The organism is Antarcticibacterium flavum (genome assembly GCF_006159205.1).
Classification (GTDB): Bacteria; Bacteroidota; Bacteroidia; order Flavobacteriales; family Flavobacteriaceae; genus Gillisia; species Gillisia flava.
Map to the genome: position 1 here is coordinate 3842491 of NZ_CP040812.1, position 21522 is coordinate 3864012.

General features: G+C 40.7%; 22 protein-coding genes. 7 read left to right on the top strand and 15 right to left on the bottom strand.

All coding sequences use genetic code 11. From position 1 onward, the window contains the following. Nucleotides 1–6: 6 nt before the first annotated feature. On the bottom strand, nucleotides 7–960 hold the full coding sequence (locus FHG64_RS16910; protein WP_246054170.1) for a glycosyltransferase family 2 protein: 954 nt from the start codon (nucleotides 958–960) through the stop codon (nucleotides 7–9). 159 nt (nucleotides 961–1119) lie between these two features. Between FHG64_RS16910 and FHG64_RS16915 the strand changes: the two genes are divergently transcribed. Genes FHG64_RS16915 through FHG64_RS16925 form a run of 3 tightly spaced genes read left to right on the top strand, consistent with a single transcriptional unit; the run spans nucleotide 1120 to nucleotide 3342 of the window. Continuing rightward, nucleotides 1120–1764: a class I SAM-dependent methyltransferase gene (locus FHG64_RS16915; protein ID WP_139067493.1), complete on the top strand. Its 645-nt coding sequence runs from the start codon at nucleotides 1120–1122 to the stop codon at nucleotides 1762–1764. 11 nt (nucleotides 1765–1775) lie between these two features. Further along, entirely contained in the window at nucleotides 1776–2579 is an 804-nt protein-coding gene (locus FHG64_RS16920) for a glycosyltransferase family 2 protein (protein WP_139067494.1), read from the top strand. 1 nt (nucleotide 2580) lies between these two features. Next, nucleotides 2581–3342, top strand: coding sequence for a lipopolysaccharide kinase InaA family protein (locus FHG64_RS16925; protein WP_139067495.1), 762 nt, complete (start codon nucleotides 2581–2583; stop codon nucleotides 3340–3342). Here FHG64_RS16925 and FHG64_RS16930 read toward each other — a convergent pair. The 4 genes from FHG64_RS16930 to FHG64_RS16945 form a co-directional block, all read right to left on the bottom strand. Next, on the bottom strand, nucleotides 3339–4418 hold the full coding sequence (locus FHG64_RS16930) for a glycosyltransferase family 9 protein (protein ID WP_139067496.1): 1080 nt from the start codon (nucleotides 4416–4418) through the stop codon (nucleotides 3339–3341). The genes FHG64_RS16925 and FHG64_RS16930 overlap by 4 nt on opposite strands. A 104-nt stretch (nucleotides 4419–4522) precedes the next feature. Then, a complete protein-coding gene (locus tag FHG64_RS16935; protein ID WP_139067497.1) occupies nucleotides 4523–5338 on the bottom strand; it encodes a 2,3,4,5-tetrahydropyridine-2,6-dicarboxylate N-succinyltransferase in 816 nt (271 codons plus the stop codon). Between the two features lie 33 nt (nucleotides 5339–5371). After that, complete coding sequence (locus FHG64_RS16940; protein WP_139067498.1) at nucleotides 5372–5809, bottom strand: hypothetical protein; 438 nt, start codon at nucleotides 5807–5809, stop codon at nucleotides 5372–5374. Continuing rightward, nucleotides 5781–6080: a hypothetical protein gene (locus FHG64_RS16945; RefSeq protein WP_139067499.1), complete on the bottom strand. Its 300-nt coding sequence runs from the start codon at nucleotides 6078–6080 to the stop codon at nucleotides 5781–5783. The genes FHG64_RS16940 and FHG64_RS16945 overlap by 29 nt, the downstream gene beginning before the upstream one ends. A gap of 135 nt (nucleotides 6081–6215) precedes the next feature. Here FHG64_RS16945 and ruvX point away from each other — a divergent pair, with 135 nt between their 5' ends. The 4 genes from ruvX (at nucleotide 6216) to mazG (ending at nucleotide 8623) form a co-directional block, all read left to right on the top strand. Further along, the gene (gene ruvX, locus FHG64_RS16950) at nucleotides 6216–6623 is read left to right on the top strand and encodes a Holliday junction resolvase RuvX (protein WP_139067500.1); all 408 of its coding nucleotides are present in this window, start codon (nucleotides 6216–6218) and stop codon (nucleotides 6621–6623) included. A gap of 46 nt (nucleotides 6624–6669) precedes the next feature. Continuing rightward, complete coding sequence (def, locus tag FHG64_RS16955; RefSeq protein ID WP_139067501.1) at nucleotides 6670–7260, top strand: peptide deformylase; 591 nt, start codon at nucleotides 6670–6672, stop codon at nucleotides 7258–7260. Nucleotides 7261–7317: 57 nt separating this feature from the next. Beyond that, nucleotides 7318–7737 (top strand): DUF5606 family protein, encoded by a 420-nt coding sequence (locus tag FHG64_RS16960; protein WP_139067502.1) that lies wholly within the window; start codon nucleotides 7318–7320, stop codon nucleotides 7735–7737. Nucleotides 7738–7849: 112 nt separating this feature from the next. After that, complete coding sequence (gene mazG, locus FHG64_RS16965) at nucleotides 7850–8623, top strand: nucleoside triphosphate pyrophosphohydrolase (protein ID WP_139067503.1); 774 nt, start codon at nucleotides 7850–7852, stop codon at nucleotides 8621–8623. Between the two features lie 20 nt (nucleotides 8624–8643). Here mazG and FHG64_RS16970 read toward each other — a convergent pair whose 3' ends face one another. From FHG64_RS16970 to FHG64_RS17015, 10 genes are all read right to left on the bottom strand, one after another. After that, nucleotides 8644–9270, bottom strand: coding sequence for a class I SAM-dependent methyltransferase (locus FHG64_RS16970; RefSeq protein WP_139067504.1), 627 nt, complete (start codon nucleotides 9268–9270; stop codon nucleotides 8644–8646). A 26-nt stretch (nucleotides 9271–9296) separates the two neighbouring features. After that, nucleotides 9297–11738, bottom strand: coding sequence for a DUF349 domain-containing protein (locus tag FHG64_RS16975; RefSeq protein ID WP_139067505.1), 2442 nt, complete (start codon nucleotides 11736–11738; stop codon nucleotides 9297–9299). Nucleotides 11739–11849: 111 nt separating this feature from the next. Beyond that, the gene (locus FHG64_RS16980) at nucleotides 11850–12584 is read right to left on the bottom strand and encodes a shikimate dehydrogenase family protein (protein WP_139067506.1); all 735 of its coding nucleotides are present in this window, start codon (nucleotides 12582–12584) and stop codon (nucleotides 11850–11852) included. Then, nucleotides 12584–13597 carry a DUF368 domain-containing protein gene (locus tag FHG64_RS16985; RefSeq protein WP_139067507.1) on the bottom strand — a complete coding sequence of 338 codons (1014 nt, stop codon included), beginning with the start codon at nucleotides 13595–13597 and terminating at the stop codon, nucleotides 12584–12586. Before FHG64_RS16985 ends, FHG64_RS16980 begins: the two co-directional genes overlap by 1 nt. Beyond that, on the bottom strand, nucleotides 13575–14525 hold the full coding sequence (locus FHG64_RS16990; protein WP_139067508.1) for a DUF368 domain-containing protein: 951 nt from the start codon (nucleotides 14523–14525) through the stop codon (nucleotides 13575–13577). The genes FHG64_RS16985 and FHG64_RS16990 overlap by 23 nt, the downstream gene beginning before the upstream one ends. A 32-nt stretch (nucleotides 14526–14557) precedes the next feature. Continuing rightward, on the bottom strand, nucleotides 14558–15955 hold the full coding sequence (locus FHG64_RS16995) for a tetratricopeptide repeat protein (protein ID WP_139067509.1): 1398 nt from the start codon (nucleotides 15953–15955) through the stop codon (nucleotides 14558–14560). Nucleotides 15956–16062: 107 nt separating this feature from the next. After that, on the bottom strand, nucleotides 16063–17253 hold the full coding sequence (locus FHG64_RS17000; RefSeq protein WP_139067510.1) for an aspartate aminotransferase family protein: 1191 nt from the start codon (nucleotides 17251–17253) through the stop codon (nucleotides 16063–16065). Continuing rightward, on the bottom strand, nucleotides 17250–19115 hold the full coding sequence (locus FHG64_RS17005) for an OstA-like protein (protein ID WP_285897025.1): 1866 nt from the start codon (nucleotides 19113–19115) through the stop codon (nucleotides 17250–17252). Before FHG64_RS17005 ends, FHG64_RS17000 begins: the two co-directional genes overlap by 4 nt. 668 nt (nucleotides 19116–19783) lie before the next feature. Then, on the bottom strand, nucleotides 19784–21055 hold the full coding sequence (locus FHG64_RS17010) for an adenylosuccinate synthase (RefSeq protein ID WP_139067511.1): 1272 nt from the start codon (nucleotides 21053–21055) through the stop codon (nucleotides 19784–19786). 6 nt (nucleotides 21056–21061) lie between these two features. Then, entirely contained in the window at nucleotides 21062–21520 is a 459-nt protein-coding gene (locus FHG64_RS17015; protein ID WP_139067512.1) for a Fur family transcriptional regulator, read from the bottom strand. Between the last annotated feature and the right edge of the window lie 2 nt (nucleotides 21521–21522).

The window sequence follows — 21522 nt, forward strand, 5'->3', positions numbered from 1 at the left end:
TCAATCTTATTGCGAATGGATCTTTTGCTGATGTTTCATCGAACTGCTCATCCTTGCCTGTTTCATAAAAACAATCCATAGCGGGAAATACCTTGGCTTTACCAGTGAGCTGAAAAAATACCTTATTTGGAAATAGATCAACAAAGTCCAGAAGTGGAAAAAACCATAATGCTTATTGATCACATAGAGCAATGAAAGCTTAAGTTCTTTTTTGATTGTTAAAGACTTTTCTGTGCTTGCACCGTGGTAATGCATAAATCTGGCTGCCGGGACCAGGTAGGCATACTTCTTTAGGTTTAGAAGCCTTTTGCAGAGGTCTGTCTCTTCATAATAAAGGAAGATGTTGGTGTCAAACCCTCCAATCTCATTAAAATCTTCAGTACGAAAAAACATAAAACTACCAGCTATGAATTGAGATCTTACAGGGTGGTCATATTCCTTTTTACGTGTTGGATACTTTTTGGAATTTATTTTCTCGAGGAATTTCCTGCCAAAGATCTCTCTTTTTACAGATGCGAAGTGATCTATAGTGGGCAGTAAGGTATTATCTTCTTTAAATCCCTGTGGCCCGCAAATGCCTGCTTCCGGATTCTCAATCATAAAATCACGGAGGATGCTAAGGCAGTCATTCTCCAGGATAGTATCATTATTAACGAAGGCTATATATTTAGCATCGCAAAGGTTTGCACCTATCATATTACCGCCACCAAAACCGGTGTTAATCCTGCTTCTTAATAGCTTTACATTGTTTTCAAGGCCGCGGTGATAATCTGCAAGCTTTATATAATCTGTATATTGAGATGCATTATCTACTATTACTATTTGCAGGGAAACAGCGGGGGAAGTCTTTTCCAACAAAGAGTTCACACAATCTATTGTGTAATTTGAAGAGTTATAATTTATGACTACCACCGCAATTTCAAAGGCAGAGAGGTGTGATTTATCCTGATTTGGTGACAAAAGTTACTTAGATTAAAGGTTACCTTAGGGTGATTTATTTCTTATAAAAAATTAAGGTAAAGGTAATGTTTTATGAAAATACGCCTAGAGCCGGAATGAAACTCTTCAAAAATAAAAATTTGCACATACATTTAATATATTTGTTTCATAGCTATAAGTATGGATTACGAGAATAAACCGGGGGATTATTACTCCAATGTAAGAAATGAAATGTTGAAGTATCTTCCAGAGGATGCAAGGACCATTATAGATATTGGCTGTGGCAGGGGAGCTTTTGGAAGGGTGATCCAGCAAAAACAAAAGGCAGAGGTTTGGGGTTTAGAATTAATGCCAAACGAAGCCAAAGAAGCAGAGAAACATTTGCACAAGGTTTTTTCGGGTCCTGTTGAGGAACATTTGGAAGACCTGCCAAAAGATTATTTTGATGTGATCTATATGAATGATGTGCTGGAACATCTTGCCGACCCTTATATGGTCCTGAAAAATCTTAAGAATAATCTTAAGAAAGACGGGGTAGTGATAAGTTCTATTCCGAATATACGCTATCACAATGCCCTGGTGAAATTGCTGGTAAATAAAGACTGGCAATATGAAGATTTTGGGGTGATGGACCATACCCACCTAAGGTTTTTTACAGGTAAGAGTATCCGGAGAATGTATGAGGAGCTGGGGTATAAGGTAGTTGTACATGAGGGTATTAATAAGAGTAGATCCTTAAAGGCTTATTTATACAACCTGCCATTTCTATTTTCACAGATGGATATTCGTTTTCCCCAATATGCTACGGTAGCAAGAAGAAATTAGAACCATTTTAGATGAAAACAGCCTTACTTATTTCCACATACAACTGGCCGGAAGCTTTAGGCGTGGTTCTAAAAAGTCTCACTATGCAGGTGCGAATGCCAGATGAGGTCCTGGTAGCAGATGATGGCTCGGGGAAGGAAACCCGCAAGATAATTGAGGCTTATAAAGAGAAACTGCTTATTCCCATAAAACATATCTGGCAGGAAGATGAGGGTTTTCGTAAATCGGCCATTCTTAATAAAGCAATAGCCCAAACAAACGCAGATTATATTATACAAATAGATGGAGATTGTATTATGCACCCTCATTTTATAGATGACCATTTGAATTCTTCTCAGGGCTATACATATATCTATGGCTCTCGGGTAAATATTAAGCCCGAGGCAGTGGCATTTGTCATTCGGGAGAAATTCGCAAAGTTCCCAATGTTCTCCGGGGCTATCAAGAACAGGACACGTAACCTAAGAATTCCGGTACTTCAGAAAATATATAAGCCTAATTCCAATTTTTCTAAAAAGACCCGTGGCTGCAATATTTCCTATTGGAGAAAGAGTTTTATTGCAGTGAATGGCTACGACGAGACTATGGAAGGCTGGGGCAGGGAAGATTCAGAATTTGTTTTACGACTACTGAATAACGGAGTGAAGGGAAAACGTTTGAGATATGGGGGGATTGTCTATCATATATTTCACCCGGAGAAATCGAAGGAAAATTTGGAGAGAAACAATCAAATTCAGCAGACTACCATTCATGAGAATAAGACCTGGTGTAAGAACGGGGTGGATAAATATTTGAACCAGGAAAGCGGCAGGTAGTATGAAATATGTTTTATCCCCCACTTATGAAGCCAGTCGTAAAAAGCTCCTCGAATTCATTGAAAATTTTGAACGGGAAGGAAGACTGTTGAATGATGGCCAGCGAAACAGTATCAAGCTTTTTGATCTTGAAGCCCAAACTATAAACATAAAATCGTTTAAGGTTCCTAATGCGATAAATAAAATAGCATATAGATTTTTCAGGAAATCCAAGGCACAACGTTCCTTCGAATATGCCGGGCACCTGATCTCGAAAAATATTGGTACCCCATTTCCTATCGCTTATGCTGAAGAAACCTCTGCTCTTGGATTCCAGGAAAGTTATTATGTAAGCGAGCACCTGCCATACGAACTTACCTACAGGGAACTGGTAACTCAACCCGATTTTCCAGATCACGAGGAGATACTTAGAGCTTTTACCAGGTTCACTTTCCAACTACACGAAAACAGCATCGAATTCCTGGACCATTCCCCGGGCAATACCCTTATTCAAATTGATGGAGGCGAATATAAATTTTACCTGGTGGACCTTAACCGGATGAATTTTAGGAACCTCAGTTTTGAGGATCGAATGAAAAATTTCGCCAGGCTTACACCAAAAAAAGAAATGGTAGAGGTAATGGCAAATGAATACTCGAAATTGATCACTAAACCGGAAGCTGAAGTTTTTAATAAGATGTGGATGGAAACCTTAAGTTTCCAGGAGAAGTTTCACCGTAAACAAAGAATGAAAAAGAAACTGAAATTCTGGAAGAAGGCTTAATGGGAATTCTTTTTATTGGTTTCAATGGATTGAAGGAATTCCTTTAATTCGGGCCAAATCATTTCTGGTTTAAAGAGGTCATAGAGTTTTTCGGAGTCTTTCTTTAACTTCTTAGTCGACCCTTTCTCAAACAGTCCCGGCCTGAAATCTTTAAGATGTACAGAAGTATTGGTTGCCTTATTTTCAAAAAGGGCCCAATCCTCCTTATTAATAGAGGGAGAAAATATTGCAAAGGCAGGCACTTCCAAAGCTTTTGCCATGTTAATTGCCCCGCCCTCATTTCCAATGATCGCGTCACAGTGCGAAGTTAAAGACATAAATTCCCGAAGGCTTCTTCCGAAGATCTCCAGGTGGATATGCTCCTTTGTTTCAGTATTGCAAAGTTCAAACACCTGCTGCGCCTCGGGAAGCTGCTTTGGGATGTAGTTGAAAAGTAAATGCGCACCGGTTTCCTCCACTGTTTCATCAAGTAAAGTGGCGAGGTATGGCAGCGGATAGGTTTTGGCTTCAGAACTTCCAAGAACAGAAACCATGAGCAGCATTTCCTTCCCTGAAATCCCTGCCTGCTCCAGCCGATTTTTAGCCGCAGTAGTTTCAGTTGTCGTTAGATAGATTTTTGGTTTTATCTGTGCAGGGCCTTTTTCGATAAGGGGAGTTAGCAGGCGCAATCTGTTTTCTATGGCAAGCCCCGCAGGAGTAAGGGGTGTTTCTGCCCGTTTTACAACCCGGAAATAGAAATTTTTCGTGTACCACTTCTCATAAGAAATAGTTGTATTCGCGCCTGAATAAGCACAGAGAAGTGCAGTGCCAATCTTGGAATACACATCAATAATGATATTATATTTCCGTTTTCTTATCCTTTGAAGGAAAGCAGGAAATTTATGAGGTTTTAGATCTTCTTTTTCTGAAGGAATGAGCTCATCGATAAAAGGATTGTTTTCTACAACCGGAAAAGTATGTTTATAAATAAGATACTCCAAACGGGCTTCGGGAAATTCTTTACGCAGCACCTCAAATAAGATTGAGGACGTAAGCACGTCCCCAATCATTTTTTGTTGAATAATCAGAATCTTCATAAGTCCTTTTTGTATTTTCCTTACACGAATGATTTTATTCGATTGTAAAATTTATCGAACTTATTTATTACAATTTAGTGCTCCCCCTTCGGGGGCCAGGGGGCTTATACCGCCACATTATACTCCCTCAACGCATCATTAAGAGAAGTCTTCTTGTTAGTACTTTCCTTCCTGGTACCAATGATCAATGCACAAGGCACCTGGTATTCCCCTGCCGGGAACTTTTTGGTATAGCTCCCCGGGATGACTACTGATCTTGAAGGTACATAACCTTTTATCTCCTTTGGTTCATCGCCGGTGACATCTATGATCTTGGTAGAACCTGTGAGAACTACATTAGCTCCAAGGACAGCTTCTTTTTCCACACGTATCCCTTCCACGACGATACAACGGGAGCCCACGAAAACATTATCTTCTATAACTACAGGTGCTGCCTGTAATGGCTCCAGTACTCCGCCAATTCCAACCCCGCCGCTTAAGTGCACATTCTTTCCAATTTGGGCACAGCTGCCAACGGTTGCCCAGGTATCTACCATGGTGCCTTCATCTACATAGGCCCCTATATTTACATAACTTGGCATAAGTATTACACCAGAGGAGATGTAAGCCCCGTATCTTGCTACAGCATTTGGTACCACGCGAATGCCTTTTTCGGCATAACCGGTTTTCAGGAACATTTTATCATGATATTCAAAGATCCCGGCCTCCAGGGTCTTCATCTTTTGAATTGGGAAATAAAGAACGACCGCCTTCTTTACCCATTCGTTCACCTGCCAGCCATCTTTTGTTGGCTCTGCAACTCTTAGCTTTCCTTCATCTAAAAGCAGGATCACCTGTCTTATTGCGTCTATGGTTGTGGATTCGCTCAGGAGGCTGCGGTCTTCCCAGGCTTGTTCTATTTTTGTTTTTAAGTTTTCCATTAATGATATTTTATGCAAATATAATTATTTGCATTAGTAATTAGGTCCGGCCAATACGGGTGTTACTCTGTAGTATGAATAAAATTGCAGGATAGCATAAATAAAATAGGCTACTCCCATCATTTCCATAAGTTCCTCAATGGTGTAAAGACTGAATATTAGCGGGCTGTGGATTATAGCATTTTTGGGCAGTTCATGATTGGCTATAATGTAGCCTGTAATATTCTCAAGCCCTATGGCACCAGCAACAAATATTGATCCTGCCGTTATAAAACGGAACAAGGTAGGCCGGGGAAGTGAAAGGAGAGGTTTGAAAAATATAATGAACAGGAGCACCAGGGCACTTCCATAATATATTATCCAACTATATAAAAATATTCCAAAATTCTCACTGAGAAAGGAAAAGTCTCCATTTATCTTTTCGTGTATTCTAAAGATCTCATCAAACCCCAGGAAGATGAAGATCCCCACTCATCGTCCACCAGAATCTTCTTCTTTTTTCAATCTCCAATTCGGCAGTTGCGACCTTAAAAAGATAAAAAGCAGCTATAAAGTGGATGATCCCGGAAAAAATGGATGGCAGGTTCTTTTCTGTATTAAAATTTGTCTTTCTAAAGAAGAAGTCTCTGGGGGTGAGATCATTCAGAAAAAAATTGAGATAGCTGGCGATATTCAATATCAACAGGATTAAGATAAAGCCGGTTAAAGCAGAGAATACCTTTGTAGGATTGGTGAAATTCACTTTTTCTTTAAAATTTTAGCCGGCGAAGATAGAACATTTTCCTAAACTCTTTTTTTACCCTTCTGCAAAGAAAGGGTACCGACTATTATATTTTAATATTGCACATGAAACCTTACCTTTGCCCAAATTGCAGGAATGGCAAGAATAGTGGCTTTGGATTTTGGGTTAAAACGCACCGGGATCGCGGTGACAGATGAGATGCAGATCATTGCCTCGGGGCTTGCTACGGTTCCTACGCTGGATCTTCTGGAATTCCTTGAAAAATACTTCAGCGAGGAGAATGTTGAGCTTGTCCTGGTAGGAGAACCTAAGCAAATGGATAATACCGCCTCTCAAAGCGAGGTGAGCATAGGAGAGTTCTTAAAAAAATTCGCTGAAAAATTTCCGCAGATGCCGGTGAAAAGGGTGGATGAAAGGTTCACCTCTAAAATGGCGGTAAGGACTATGATAGATAGCGGACTCAGTAAAAAGAAAAGAAAGGATAAAGCCTTGCTGGATGAAATAAGTGCCACGATAATCCTGCAAACATATTTATACAAATAGATTGAAATTTCCGCTTTTTGATGCGGAAGAATATAATTTAAGAAGAATGATTTTACCAATTGTAGCATACGGAGATCCTGTTCTAAGAAAGAAATGTAAGGAGATCACTCCAGAATATCCTAAACTTAAGGAGCTTATTGAAAATATGTGGGAGACCATGTACCAGGCTTACGGGGTAGGACTGGCCGCTCCACAGGTGGGGGTGCCTATTAGACTTTTTATAATTGATCCTACTGCCTTTGCAGATGATGACTCCCTGGAAGAGGAGGAGAAAAAAGTGCTTTCCAATCTTAAAAAAGTTTTCATTAACCCTACTATCGTAAGTGAAGAAGGGGAGGAGTGGGCTTTTAATGAAGGTTGCCTTAGCATACCCGATGTGAGGGAGGATGTTTTTAGAAAATCTACCATTACCATAGAATACCAGGATGAGGATTTTAATTCCCACAGGGAAACCTATGACGGTATAGCCGCAAGGGTAATTCAGCACGAATATGATCATATTGAGGGAATTTTATTTACAGATAAGCTCTCAAGTCTTAAAAAAAGATTGATAAAAGGAAAGCTTGCAAATATTTCCAAAGGAAAGATCGAAGCAGAATACAGGATGAGGTTCCCGTTAATGAAAAAAGGCCGGTGATTCCTTTGATATTACTGGAAGAGATATGATATTTGCCAGCCAAAATTATAAGACGCTATGGGTTTAGAAAAAGTTTTATCAATATCCGGAAAACCGGGATTATATGAGTTAACCGCTCAAACCAGAGGAGGGTTTGTCGCAAAATCGATTACTGAAGGAAAAAAGATCTCTGTAAGTGTGCGTCATAATGTGAGCCTGTTAAGCGAGATCGCAGTGTATACTTATACTGAAGAGGTGCCTCTTGGGGAAGTTTTTCAAAAGATCTATGAGAAAGAAGATGGAGGGGAAGCAATAGACCATAAATCCTCTAAAAAAGAACTGGAATCCTATTTTGCTGAAGTACTGCCGGAGTATGATGTTGACAGGGTTTACCAGAGTGATATTAAAAAGATCATCCAGTGGTACAACCTTTTAGTAAGCAATGGATTTACAGATTTCTCGAAAGAAGAAGAAAAAGGTAAAGATGAGGAAGAATAGAACCTTATAAATAATATAGGAAAAGCAGTTTTATTCATTTAAAACTGCTTTTTTGTTTTTAGTTTAGTGCAGAAGAAATATCTTACTATTTCAAGTTTTAAACAGAAGAAAGATGAATAGCAGAAAAGACCAGTTACTTGCTTTCGACAGGTTGCTTACTATTATGGACGAGCTAAGGGATCAATGTCCCTGGGATAGGAAACAAACCATGGAAAGTCTGAGGCACCTTACCATAGAAGAGGTCTATGAACTGGGAGATGCCATTTTGGACAAGGACAGGGAGGAGATAAAAAAGGAATTGGGAGATATCCTGCTGCACATTGTTTTTTATTCAAAGATTGGAAGCGAGACCAATCATTTTGACATTGGGGACGTTGCCAATAGTATTTGTGATAAACTTATAGAAAGGCATCCGCATATCTATGGAGACGTGGAAGTAGCCAATGAGGAGGAAGTAAAAAAGAACTGGGAAAATTTAAAGCTAAAGGAAGGAAAGAAAAGTGTTCTTGAAGGAGTGCCGGCTTCACTTCCTGCCCTTGTAAAAGCCAGCAGGATACAGGATAAGGTTGCTGGGGTAGGCTTCGACTGGGAAGAACCAGAACAGGTCTTTGAGAAACTTAAGGAGGAACTCGATGAGCTCCAACACGAATTGCAGGTACAGGACCAGGATAAAATAGAATCTGAATTTGGGGATGTACTATTTTCCCTCATCAACTATGCCCGCTTTCTTAACGTTAATGCCGAAGATGCTCTTGAGCGTACCAATAAAAAATTCATTAAGCGTTTTAAATACCTGGAAGAAAAGGCCAGGGAGAAGAACAAACCATTAAGCGAGATGTCCCTGGCAGAAATGGATGTCTTCTGGGAAGAGGCCAAGAAGCTTTAATTTAAATACGGGACTTCCCACTACTTTTCGAAAACAATAAGCTGAGGTTCTATCTTGAGTGCACTGAATTCAAAATTATTCTTTATCCATTTCAAACTTTCGGGTGAATACAGGAATACATGAGTGGGGTCATTTTTATAATACCAGGAACCAAAATCCCTTTCAACGGGGAAAATAGAGGTTTTGCAATATAGCTTTCCGCCCGGTTTAAGTAAAAACGATAAAAGCTTAAATTCTTCATGAGGCCTAAAAAAATGCTCCATCACTTCGCAGCAAATAATGAAATCATATTTGTGCTCAAGATTTTCGGGATGGTTTTCAAAAAAAGGATCAAAAAGTTTAACAGAGTAACCTTTCTTCTGTAGTTGTACCGCAGCTACCGGCCCGGTTCCACAACCATAATCAAGCCCGGTGGCCGTAAAGGGGAAAGCAGCAGAGACAGCTTCAGTAATAGGACTTACAAATTTTTGGTATCTGGGATCATCAACATCATTGTTATGGTCCATATACCTGTTCTTTTCTGCAACCGGATCAATGTAGAATTCAGGAAGTAACAATATTCCCCTGCACAAATCACAGCGAACAAAAATGCGATGTTCCTCCCTGTAAAATTCCTTAGTTGGACTGTCGCAAAGAGAACATCGCATTTTTAAAGAAGATAGCTGTAATTTTTTTAGTAAAGAGATTTAATTTTTTCCAGTTTCTCCTGCCATATCTTTAATTGCTCCTTGTGTTCTGCAATATTCTTATGCACGTCCTTCACAAGGGGGTTATCATCATCTACATTTGAGAAGAACTGCAGGTTATTCTCCAGCTGTCTTATTTCAGCTTTTGTCTCTTCGATCTTTTTACTAAGGAAATAATGCTCGTTGCGCAATTGTTTATCATCATCTGCATCATTTATGGCCTGTAGCTTATTCTCATATTTCATCATCTCTGCCTTGGTGTTATCCACATCCAGCTTTGAAAATAACTGGTCCAGTAATTTATTGAATTTACCTTCAATAAATCTTTTATTGTAAGGCACCTTTCCAATATTTTTCCATTCCTCAATAGCAGCTTTGATCTTTGGAAGATCCTCTTTTTTATTCCCGGTCATTTCAAGGCCCTTAACGTTGTCCAGGATCTCTTTCTTTTTCTCAAAGGCTTGCAACTCCTCAGAATTTTCCTGGTTATTGTTCTTATGCAGCCTGTCAAAATAGTGATTACAGGCAGCTTTGAATTGCTTCCAAACCTTATCACTGTCTTTACGGGGAACGTGTCCTATCTTTTTCCAGTCTGCCTGGATCTTTTTCATCAAAGGAGTGGTGGCCTTGAAATCATCATTATCCTTATTATCCTCAGCAATCTTTATAAGTTCCTTTTTCTTCTCAAGGTTTTCATACTGGTCCTTTTTAAGACTCTTGTAATATGCATTCTTATTGCGGTTAAACTGCCTTACATTCTTTTTAAATTCTGCCCAGGTTTCTTCATTCTTACTACGTGGAACTTTCCCGGCTTTGAAAAATTCTTCTCTCAGGGCTTCCAGTTCCTTGATCTTTTGTTGCCACTGGTTGTGAGAAGTATATTCAGTTTCAGCCAGGGTTTTTATCTTTTCATTGATCTCCTGCTTAACCTCCAGGTTCTTTTCAAATTGCTGGTCGAGTTGATCATAGTAAGCCTGTCTAAGATCGTGGATCTTTTTAGTAGCTTCACTAAATCTATTCCATATATCCTCCCGGTATTCTTTTGCTACAGGTCCCAGTTCTTCCTTCCACATCTTGTGGAGCATTTGAAGTTCCCTAAAGGCACGGCCGGTATCCTTCTCCTGTGTGAGTTCCTCTGCCCGGTCAATCACTTTTAGCTTTTGCTCCAGGTTATGCTTAAAGTCCATATCCCTAAACTCCCGGTTGAGGTGGAGGAAATCGTAGAAGTTCTCTACGTGGTGGTGGTAAGTATTCCAAACAGTATTATACTTATCCCTTGGAATTGGTCCGGCTGTTCTCCAACTGTCCTGTAACTCCTTAAAATGCTTATAGGTGGTGTTGATATTTTCTTCAACGCCCAGCAATCCCTTTAACTCTTCGATGATCTCAAGACGCCTTGCCAGGTTTTTATTAAGGTCCTGTTTTAGCTGTTTGTAATAATTATTTCGTTTTTCCTTGTAATCAAAATAGGCATTGTTAAACTGCTTTTTAAGAGGCGTAGAATAGTGAAAGTCAATTATGTTACCACCATCGGCAAGAAATTCCTCTTTTTTCTCTTCCAGTTCCTCATCGAACTTCGCATTGAACTCTGCCCTTATTTCTTCAACATGCTCCTTGATTGCCTGTACTTTCTCATTTTTTACAAGCCTTTCCAGTTCAGCCACCAGTTCTTCCTTTGACATGGAATGATAATCTTTTTTTTCAATCCCATGTCTTTCTGTAGCAGTTTCATCCTCACTGTCGCCGGCAACAGAGTCTTCAAATTCGCTTTGGGCGTTTTTTTTATCTTCTGAAGTTTTATGGTCCTCATCATCTTCTTCTTCGGCATCAGAAGCTTGTGGAGCAGCAGGATTTTCTGTTTTCTTTTCTTCTGAAGCTTCCTCAACCTTCGATAGGTCCTTATTTACTTCTTCAACAGTAGACCTTTCAGACCTCATTTTTTCTAAAGCCTCTTCTTCTGAAATCTTTTTTTCTTTACCAGATGCTTCTTCTTTATTTTCGTTTGTTTCTGTTTCAGGTTTTTCAGATCTCATTTTTTCCAATGCGGTGTCAGTATCACTTTCCTGCTTCTTTATATTTTTATCTGCTGCTGTTTCACCCGCTTGGTCTTTATTTCCTGAAGGCTCTTCTTTTTTATCAGAATCTTCTTTTTGAGCATTGGAATATTCTTTCTCCTTCTCCTCACTTTGCGCTCTTAAACCGGAAGATTCATTCTCTTCCAGCATAGCTTTTTCAAGCCTGTCTTCCTCTTTATCGCCCGAATCCTGCCCGGTTGCCGGATTAGAAAAAGCACGCTCAGCGGTATTCTCCTTCCTCTCATTTTCCTCCGGTTTTACATTACCACCACGGCCTGCGGCTGCGGCATTACTGTTCTCTAAATCGTTATTTGGGAGGTCTTTCTTAGGGTTATCTTGTTCTTGCTGAGACATATCTTTCAATGTTAAGGTTCCTTGAATATGATTAAAGTTGAAAGATACTAACTCCCTAAAAATAAGCCAAGCTTTTCCCCCTTTTTATAAATAGGGGAATAAGAGTAGATTTTACAAGGTATTCCAGATCTTCCAGGCATTTTCTGCCTGTAATTCCAGCATCCTGTATCCATTGAGTGTAACTGCTCCATTAGCTGCAGCCAATTCCATGAACCTTGTTACTGCAGGGTTGTAAATGAGGTCAAAAATAAGGTGTGCGGGTGTAATGCCGTCAAACGGAATTTTTGGAGCTTTTTCTATAGCCGGGTAAGTTCCCAGGGGAGTACAGTTTATAATAATAGGGTGGGAGGTGATGAGCTCCTCTGTAAGGTCTTGATAAGAATAAGAGTTCGCTCCTGCATTCCTTGAAACAAAGGAATAAGGTATTTTTAATTGTGCAAGGGAAAACGCAACTGCTTTAGAAGCGCCCCCGGTTCCCAGGATAAGTGCCGCTGTATGCGGTGGCTTGAGGTTTGGCCTAAGTGATTCGGTAAACCCATAATGATCTGTATTATAGCCAGTAAGACTGCCGTCCTTTTCAAATTTAATAGTATTTACCGCACCAATTTCAGCAGCAACAGGATCCATCTGATCCAAAAACCTCATTATCTCCTGTTTGTATGGAATGGTGACATTTAAACCTGAAGGTACAGGGTTGGTCCTAAGGACATTTTTAAATTCCTCGATATTGTCAAGGTCAAAATTGCGGTACTCGGCTGCAATCCCTTCAACTTCAAATTTCTTTTTGAAATAGCTCCTGGAGAAGGAATAATCGATGTTCTTTCCTATGAGGCCGTAGATCTTCATTAAACCGAATTTCTCTTTTCATACCATCCCAATCCCAGGACAATAAATACTCCTACTATTATATATACAATGGCATACCAGGTTTCAGCTATACTGAAATCGGGAAAATATCTGTCATAGTTATCCAAAATCGGGTTATTATTATTGTCCAGAATGATCTCTCTAGATGCATCCAATTTGAAGATCTTCTCCTTCCAGGGCCATACAACCCCAAGGGAACCGGTTATAAATCCAATTATCACTGCATATGTCTGCCTTTTATAGCGCTTCAGGACATACCCGAGTAGGTGCGATAGAGAAACAAGGCCGGCAAGGGAACCTGCAGAAAAAACGGCCAGTACTTGTAGCAAACGCAATCTTTCAGCATCATTTGTAAAAGCGAAGTCCCACATCATAAGATCCCGTATCGTACTGTATAAGGCATTTACAGAGTCTACAAGTAATAACACATAGTTCCCGAACAGGATCAAAATAAAAGAACCGGAAAGGCCGGGGAGGGTCATCCCTGAAACCCCCACGATCCCACAGAAGAAAACAAACCAGAGGTTGTCATTTTCTTTTGCCGGCTCCAGGAAACTTATGGCCACCCCGGCTGCTATACCGGCAAGAACATACAAAATACTCTTCCCGGTCCAGTCATCAAAATCCTTGCTTATATAATATATAGAGCCGATTATCATACCGAAAAAAGCCGCCCAAACATATAATTCATAATGCAGGATAAGATAATCCAGCAACTGGGAAACACTAAAATAGCTTATCACCATCCCCAGGATAAGTAGCCCAAGAAATTTAAAATTGGTATAATAATATAAACTACGAAAACGACCATTGATGAGCAACAGGAAAGATTTCCCGTTTATGCGTTGAAGAGAGAAAATAAACTCCTCATAAAACCCTGCTACAAATGCTACCACCCCGCCAGATACTCCCGGTACCTTGTTGGCGGCTCCCATCGCCAAACCCTTAAGAACTAAAAGGACTTTGTCACTAAGCGTCCGGGTTTGTTGCATGTGCAGGAAGTGGTTTTTGGGTTGCGATTTGCTCTAAGATAAGAATTAAAAAAAATCCTGCAAGCATTAGAATTACTGCGGGTAAGAGGTGTGGGTTCCCTTCAAAATTTCCCGGTAGGACAGAGGCCTCTCTTATCACCACACTTTTATCTCCATATTGAGCCGTTTCAAGTACTTTTTTCCACGGCCATATCTTGTTAAGGGAACCGGCAATGAACCCTGTGAGCACTGCCAGGGTAATTGTACTATGGTGGTCGAATAGCCATTTCAAGATCCTGGCAAAACTTAAAAGGCCTGCTACAGCTCCCACTGCTACTATTCCCAGAGTCTTCAGGTCGAAATCATGTGCTGCTTCTGTTATGGGTTTGTAAGCACCAAGGAGAACCAGGATGAAAGCGCCCGAAATACCAGGTAATATCATTGCGCAAATGGCAATCGCCCCGGCAAAGAACAGGAACCAGTTACTAGCCACACCTCCTCCAAGGGGAGGGAGGGAAACGATATAAAATGCTACGGCTGCACCGGCAATAAGGGCAAGGACGATCTTTAGGTTCCATTTAGGCACCTGCTTGGCTACAAACCAAACACTGGCGACAATCAACCCAAAGAAAAATGACCAAATATGTATAGGATGTTCCTCCAGCAGGTAATTGGCAATACGCATCACGGTAAAAATGCTAATGAGGATCCCAGTTAAAAGTGCAAGAATGAATGGGCCGTTAAGTTCTTTCCAGGCAGCTTTGAAACCTTCTGCCTTCCAGGTGCCAATAAGGGAGAAGTTAACCCCACTAATTGTGGCGATAAGTTCCTGGTAGATCCCGGTAATAAATGCAATTGTCCCACCGGAAACCCCCGGTACAACATCTGCTGCACCCATGGCCATCCCTTTAAGGGTTATTGTAATGTAATCTCTAAAGCTGCGCTGCATCCTAAGTTATTTTCCGGTCAAAGGTAAATAAATCAGGAGGCTTTGAGGTAAGAATTAATTATTTCCTTAACACTTTTTCGGCTAAAAATATTAGGAAATAGTTCTTCGATAATAATGTAGTATTCAGAATCTGTTTTAAGTCCGTTATTTAAGTGGAAATATCCCTTGTCACCTTCATTAAGGGTAAAGAATAATCCCGCCAGGCGGTACTCGATCTCGGCAGTGTCCGGATAGAATTCCAGGGCCTGCATCAGGTTTTGTACAGCGGTCTCATATTCCCCAAGGTTAATGAGGATATCACATCTTTTGATCCAGGTCTCCAGTTCATAATTACCAAGATCTATCGTCTTCTGGTAACCTTTTTCGGCTTCCTCAAAAAAGTTAAGTCTGCCATTGATCTTTGCATAACGCTTCCAGTACAAAACGTTCTCTTCATCAATATTTATGGCCTTATTGATGTAGTATAATGCTTTTTGGAAATTTCCTTTTTTATAATAGAAATCTGTGATCGCGATCCAGCCTTTATCCAGCAGGGGATCTTCATGTACTGTTTTGGAAAAATGCTCAAGGGCCAGTTCTTCCAGTCCCAACTTCTCAAAACACTTACCAATGCGCAAATAGGCAAAAGAAGTAGGATCATCGAGATCCAGGGTAATACGATAATTTTCAATGGCTTCATTGAACCTGCCCATTTTTTCCAGGACCTTTCCTTTTTCAAGGTAGGCACCAATGAACATATCATCGCTTATAATAGCAAAATCAAAAGCAGTTAATGCTTTCTCGTATTGTTTAAGATCAAAATACTGTTTTCCAATCTGGTGCCAGGCTACCTCACAATATGGATTCTTGTTAAGGAACATGTTGAGATAGTCTATAGCTTCTGTCTTTTGTTCCAGAAAATCAAAACAATACATGATATTGTAGAGGGCAGAATAATCTTCCATATCTGCCTCCAGGCATTTCATAAAACTGAATTTGGCATTTTCAAAATCCTCCAGGAACAGGTATTCCATTCCTAAAAGAGAATAGACATCGGCCTCGTCCATAGTGATCTCAAGGGCTTTTTCAAGCATCTTGATCGCCCGGCGGTGGTCATCACGTTTTGAAAATATATTCGCCTTCTGGATATATACCTCCTCATTGGAAGTTTCCAGGACATGTAATTCATTTAAAAGGCCATCTGCAAGATCGAGTTTGTCTTCAAAAACCAGGATCTCAACTTTAAAAAGCTTCAAATTTGTAGAGGTGGGGTGTTGGGCCAATCCCAACTTTACAGCTTTCTTGGCTAATGCAATCTTTCCATTCTCCAAATAGTGGTGAATGATATCCTCAAATTCTTCTGAATCAAAAAACAAAACGTCATTTGTTTTAAGCATTGATTCAAAACGGGTGAGTGAGAAATTGTTTTCTTCGTTATGACTTAATTGCATACACTGGGGATTACTGGATTTCTACTGTTTTTAAAGTTATAAATGATAACCTGTAAATACAGAAGATCAACATATTGTTTTTAACAAAGTAATTAACAGTTTCCTGTTTATTTACTTTGTGGGGTTATTCCATTGAGAATCTCAATAATAATGCCACACCCTTCTTTTATTTCTTCATTTGAAATAGTGAGGGGAGGCGTGATACGAACTGCCTTCTTCTCAAAAAGCAGCCAGAAAAGTATAAGCCCTTTATCCTGAGCTTTAAGTATAATTTCAGAGGCTATTTCCTCTGTAGGTGCCATCATAGCGAGCATAAGGCCCTTTCCTCTAATTTCTGTAATTAGGGGGTGCACGAGTAATTCTCTTATAAGTTGTTCTTTTTCAAGCGCCTCTGCCATAAGGTCAGTCGTGGTAATTTCTTTTAACGTAGCCAATGCTGCAGCAGCAATTACAGGATTTCCCCCAAAGGTGGTTATATGGCCAAGTTTAGGATTGTCCATCAAACTGTCCATAATTTCTTTAGATGCTGTGAACGCTCCTACCGGCAGGCCGCCGCCCATTCCTTTTCCCATCACCAGGATGTCCGGTACCATCTCATAATTTTGAAAACCAAAAAGTTTTCCCGTCCTGCCAAATCCGGGCTGGATCTCATCCAGAATAAGCAAAGCACCCTGCTCCTCGCAGCGTTTTTTTACTTTCTGCAAATAACCGTTTTCAGGCTGTATAAAACCTGCACCACCTTGTATTGTTTCGAGGATCACGGCTGCAGTAGAGGTGGTGATCCCTTCCAGATCCCTTTCTTCATTATAATCGATAAAGGAAATATCACCAACCAGAGGCCTGAATGGTTTTACCCGTTCCTCATAGCTCATTAAGCTAAGAGAACCCATTGTGTTACCGTGATAAGCCATTCTGGCTGCAAGTATCTGTGACCTTCCAGTATATCTTCGTGCTAGTTTAAGAGCACCTTCGATAGCTTCAGTACCTGAATTTACCAGGTACGTTTTATTAAGGGAGGCCGGCAGGTGGCGTGCCAACAGATTACAAAATTCCACTGCAGGAGCCTGGGCATACTCCCCATATACCATCACATGCAAATATCTCCCTGCCTGCTCCCGGATGGCTTTTACGATCGCCGGATGGCAATGTCCAAGGCTTGTAGCAGATACTCCCGCAACAAAATCAAGGTATTTCTGGCCATTAGTGGCATAAATATATGACCCAAGGGCATGGGATACTTCCAGCGCAAGAGGGTGAGGTGTTGTTTGCGCCTGATATTTTAAAAAATCTTCCTTCAATTTGATCCTTCTCCTTCCTTATCTTCTTTTTCTTGCTGCTCCCTGGTTTCTTCCTTCTCTTCCAGCTCCAGGAGCTCCTTTAGCTCCTCCTTTTCATCTTCCAGCATATTTTGCACAGGTCGCAGGGCAAGAGTGTCCTGCACCTGTTCCACCGGGGCAATGGTATCAATTTTTTTGTCCCTGAGATCCTGCGGCTTTAATCTTGAATTCTCATTTAATAGCGGGGAATCTTCATCCTCTTCATCAAAGAAGTCATCTGGAATTTCAGGTAGCGGGATTCCTCTTATGGGTACCAGTTGCGGTGGTGGTTTTCCGGCAAAAAGATCCTCCTTGCTGTGGAGTTGTTCATCACCCCGCCAGTTAAAACCTCGTAAAATCCTGGCATTCTCTGGGAAATCAGGTTCAGGCGTCAGGGTGCCATCGACCTGGGTGATGTAATCTATATAATCGATCTCTTTGTTTTCAAACATGATCCTAATGGCGCTGGATAGCGTTTTATTGATCCCTATAAGTTCATTTTCGCTATTCCGGGTGTAATAAATGGTTTCGGTATTTTTTATCACATCTACCTGGTACAGCTCATTATCCACAAAAAGGCCGGTGAGTTCCTTTCCTTTTATCTGATTGTAGCCCTCAATAGTATCCTTCTGGATCATAAAGGCATTGTCAAACACTTTAAGAGAATCCAGTTTTTCAGTTTTAGGATTACTTATTAAGTGAATAGTGTCTCCCGTCATCTGGTTGTTATCACTCCAAATAACTGGGTTTCTTCTAACATCAACAGAAGTTAACGCCCCCCTTGTGATATTGATGAGTTTTGTGAGTCCTGACTGTTGATCTACAAAAATGGAATCGCTTTTACCGCTCATATCGCTCTTATACATTCTCACGTCATAAAAGCCGCGGATTATCCTGTTCTCTGGTTTCCCGGTGATCATAAGGGTATCGCTGTGGATGAAGACAGAATCCTGCTCCTGCAAGGTAGCTGCTACCGCACGTTTTGTAATAAAAACCGAATCCCTGTCACGGAACACTTCAGCATAATGTCCCGTAACCAGGCTATTATTTAATGTATCTGTAACCCTTATATTATTGGTTCCAGAGGCAAAACTCCTGCTGCGGTCAAAGTACAGACTATCTCCCTCCAAAATCCTGTTTTCGTAATCAATGCGAGAATTTTTGACGAAATAACCCGTGTCTCCCCGGGTATCATAAAATCCTCGTTCGCAATAAACCGTACTGGTCTCACTGGTAATGGTAGTTGGCCCATACATATAAGCGTGACCGTTCTCTGAATAAAAATCCAGCTGCTGCGAGTTAATTACATATTCGGGATTGGTAACCACTACATTGGAAACAAAGGAATACTTGTCATCCTCCATAAAATATCGTCCCACAATACTGGTGAGTACACTGGCTGTGTCCCTAACAGTACCGCCGCTCCTGTAATATGCCTGTTGTTTTACCCTGTCAAAGAAGAGACTGTCGGTTTCCAGGGTGGTTTGAGGCCTGGTCATTTTTACACGGCCACTGGCAAATGCAAACTGGGTGGTGCCATTATATTCAGCATAATTACTGGTCATGGTCACGGTATCTCCCTGTTGCATTCTTACATTCCCATATGCCTTAAAGAAATTGGCATCCCTGTAAAAAACAGCATTATTACACCAAACTTCAATTCCCTCGTGATTAAAATATACTTGTTCATTGATCCCGCTTAATACAACTGCCCCGGGATAACGCTGTTCGTTAATAATTTGGCGTTCACTCTCATAATCAATGAGACGGCCCTCCTGGGCAAACCCCAAGGAAGCTGTAAATATTATTATGAAAATTACAAGATATTTCAGGATTCCCTTCAAAGCAATGGAATTTACATCAAAAGTAAAGAAAAGCCTCTATATGAAATACGTTTTGAGGAGAAATATTGAGCGGACAGGAATGGTGGGCGATTGCATATTCCCCTCAAGGAAATTTATTTCGCCCTTTCAGGGCTTAAAATTTCGGGGTGGCTTTTTTACGATGGGCTGCACCCATCGCTGTTGGATTCCGCCCTTTCAGGGCTTACTTTGGAATATTTTGGGAAGAGGCTGACTATGATATTTCGCCCTTTCAGGGCTTAAGATATCGGGGTGGCTTTTTTACGATGGGCTGCACCCATCGCTGTTGGATTTCGCCCTTTCAGGGCTTACTTTGGAATACTTTGGGAAGAGGCTGACTTTGATATTTCGCTTTTTCAGGGCTAAAAATGATGAGGGGACTTTCTGACGATGGGCTGCACCCATCGCTGATTTATATCGCCCTTTCAGGACTGGCTTGGCTGATTCTTCATCGATCAGGTTTGAGAGGTTTGACGGTTGAGAATATTCGCCCGGTCAGGACTTTCCAGGGGGTTATTTTACGATGGGCTGCACCCATCGCTGGTATATTTCGCCCTTTCAGGACTGGTGTTTTATATTGAACATAAAAACATGGCAAAAAAAATGCCCTCCATTTCTGAAGAGCATTATGATCTAATTTTTCTGAAAAATTACCTGGTAATGGTCTGTTTTCTGTCCGGTCCTACAGATACCACAGAGATTGGTACTTCCAGTTTTTTTTCAAGGAACTCGACATAATCATTGAATTCCTTTGGAAGCTCAGATGTTGAAGTCATTCCTGTAAGATCTTCTTTCCAGCCTTTTACTGTGGTATAGACTGGAGTAACATTTTCTGCTTCAATATTATATGGTAAATGAGATATTTCTTTCCCTTTATAGTTATAGGCAGTACATACTTTTAATTCTTCAAAGCCGCTAAGGACATCCCCTTTCATCATAATCAACTGGGTAATCCCGTTGATCTCCACAGCGTATTTTAGGGCTACAAGGTCCAGCCAGCCGCAGCGGCGGGGTCTGCCTGTAGTTGCTCCAAATTCATTTCCAACGCGGCCCATTGTTTCCCCATCCTCATCAAAAAGTTCGGTAGGGAAGGGGCCACTTCCTACTCTTGTAGTGTAAGCCTTGAAAATCCCGTAGGCCTCCTTGATCTTATTAGGTGCAACTCCTAAACCTGTACAGGCTCCGGCAGCTGTTGTGTTGGAAGAGGTCACAAATGGATAAGTTCCAAAATCTATATCCAGCAGGGAGCCCTGGGCACCTTCTGCAAGAATGCTTTTTCCTTCCTTCTGGGCTTTCCTGAGATATTCCTCGCTATCAATAAAAGTAAGTTCCTTCAGCACTTTTACAGCAGCAAAAAATTCCTCTTCCAGTTCAGCAAGGTTATATTGAAGATCAACATTATAAAAGGCGATCATCGATTCATGCTTATCGGCAAGAGAGCGGTATTTTTCTTCCCAACCTTCAAGTTCAAGATCTCCAACTCTAAGTCCATTTCTCCCGGTCTTATCCATATATGTGGGCCCTATTCCCTTTAGGGTAGAACCAATCTTTGCTTTGCCCTTGGAAGCCTCACTGGCTGCATCAAGCAGGCGGTGGGTGGGAAGTATTAAATGTGCCTTTCTTGAAATAAGAAGGTTTGTTTTATAACTGGTGCTGAATTTATCCAGATTTTGAAGTTCTTTCCTGAAGATCACAGGGTCTATCACTACTCCATTACCTACCAGGTTTATGGTGTCTTTATGAAAAATCCCGGATGGAATTGTGTGAAGAACGTGCTTTTGCCCGTCAAACTCTAAGGTATGACCTGCATTTGGACCTCCCTGGAAACGTGCGATGATGTCATATTTGCTGGTAAATACATCTACTATTTTACCTTTTCCCTCATCTCCCCACTGTAACCCGAGTAGTAAGTCTACTGCCATAAAAATTTAATTTGTTGATTGCTTTTTGGTGCCGTAAAAGTATAAAGAATGTTTAGAAACATCTATGTTAAAAACCTCTTCGATGGTTTGTTTTATGCTTTGGATCCTGGGATCACAAAACTCGATCACCTCTCCTGTATCGGTAAGAATAATGTGATCGTGATTTCTGTCAAAATAGGATTTTTCGTATTGTGCCTGGTTTTGACCAAACTGGTGTTTTCTCACCAGGCCGCATTCAAGAAGAAGTTCAATGGTATTATACAGCGTGGCGCGGCTTACCCTGTATTTTTTATTCTTCATTTTAATATAAAGGGACTCTATATCAAAATGTTCTTCATTATTATAGATCTCTTGCAATATGGCAAAGCGCTCAGGCGTTTTCCGGTGGCCTTTTTCCTCCAAAAACTTCGTAAAAACATTCTTTACTACTGCCTGGTCGTTCTTATTTACTACTTTTTTGCTCATAA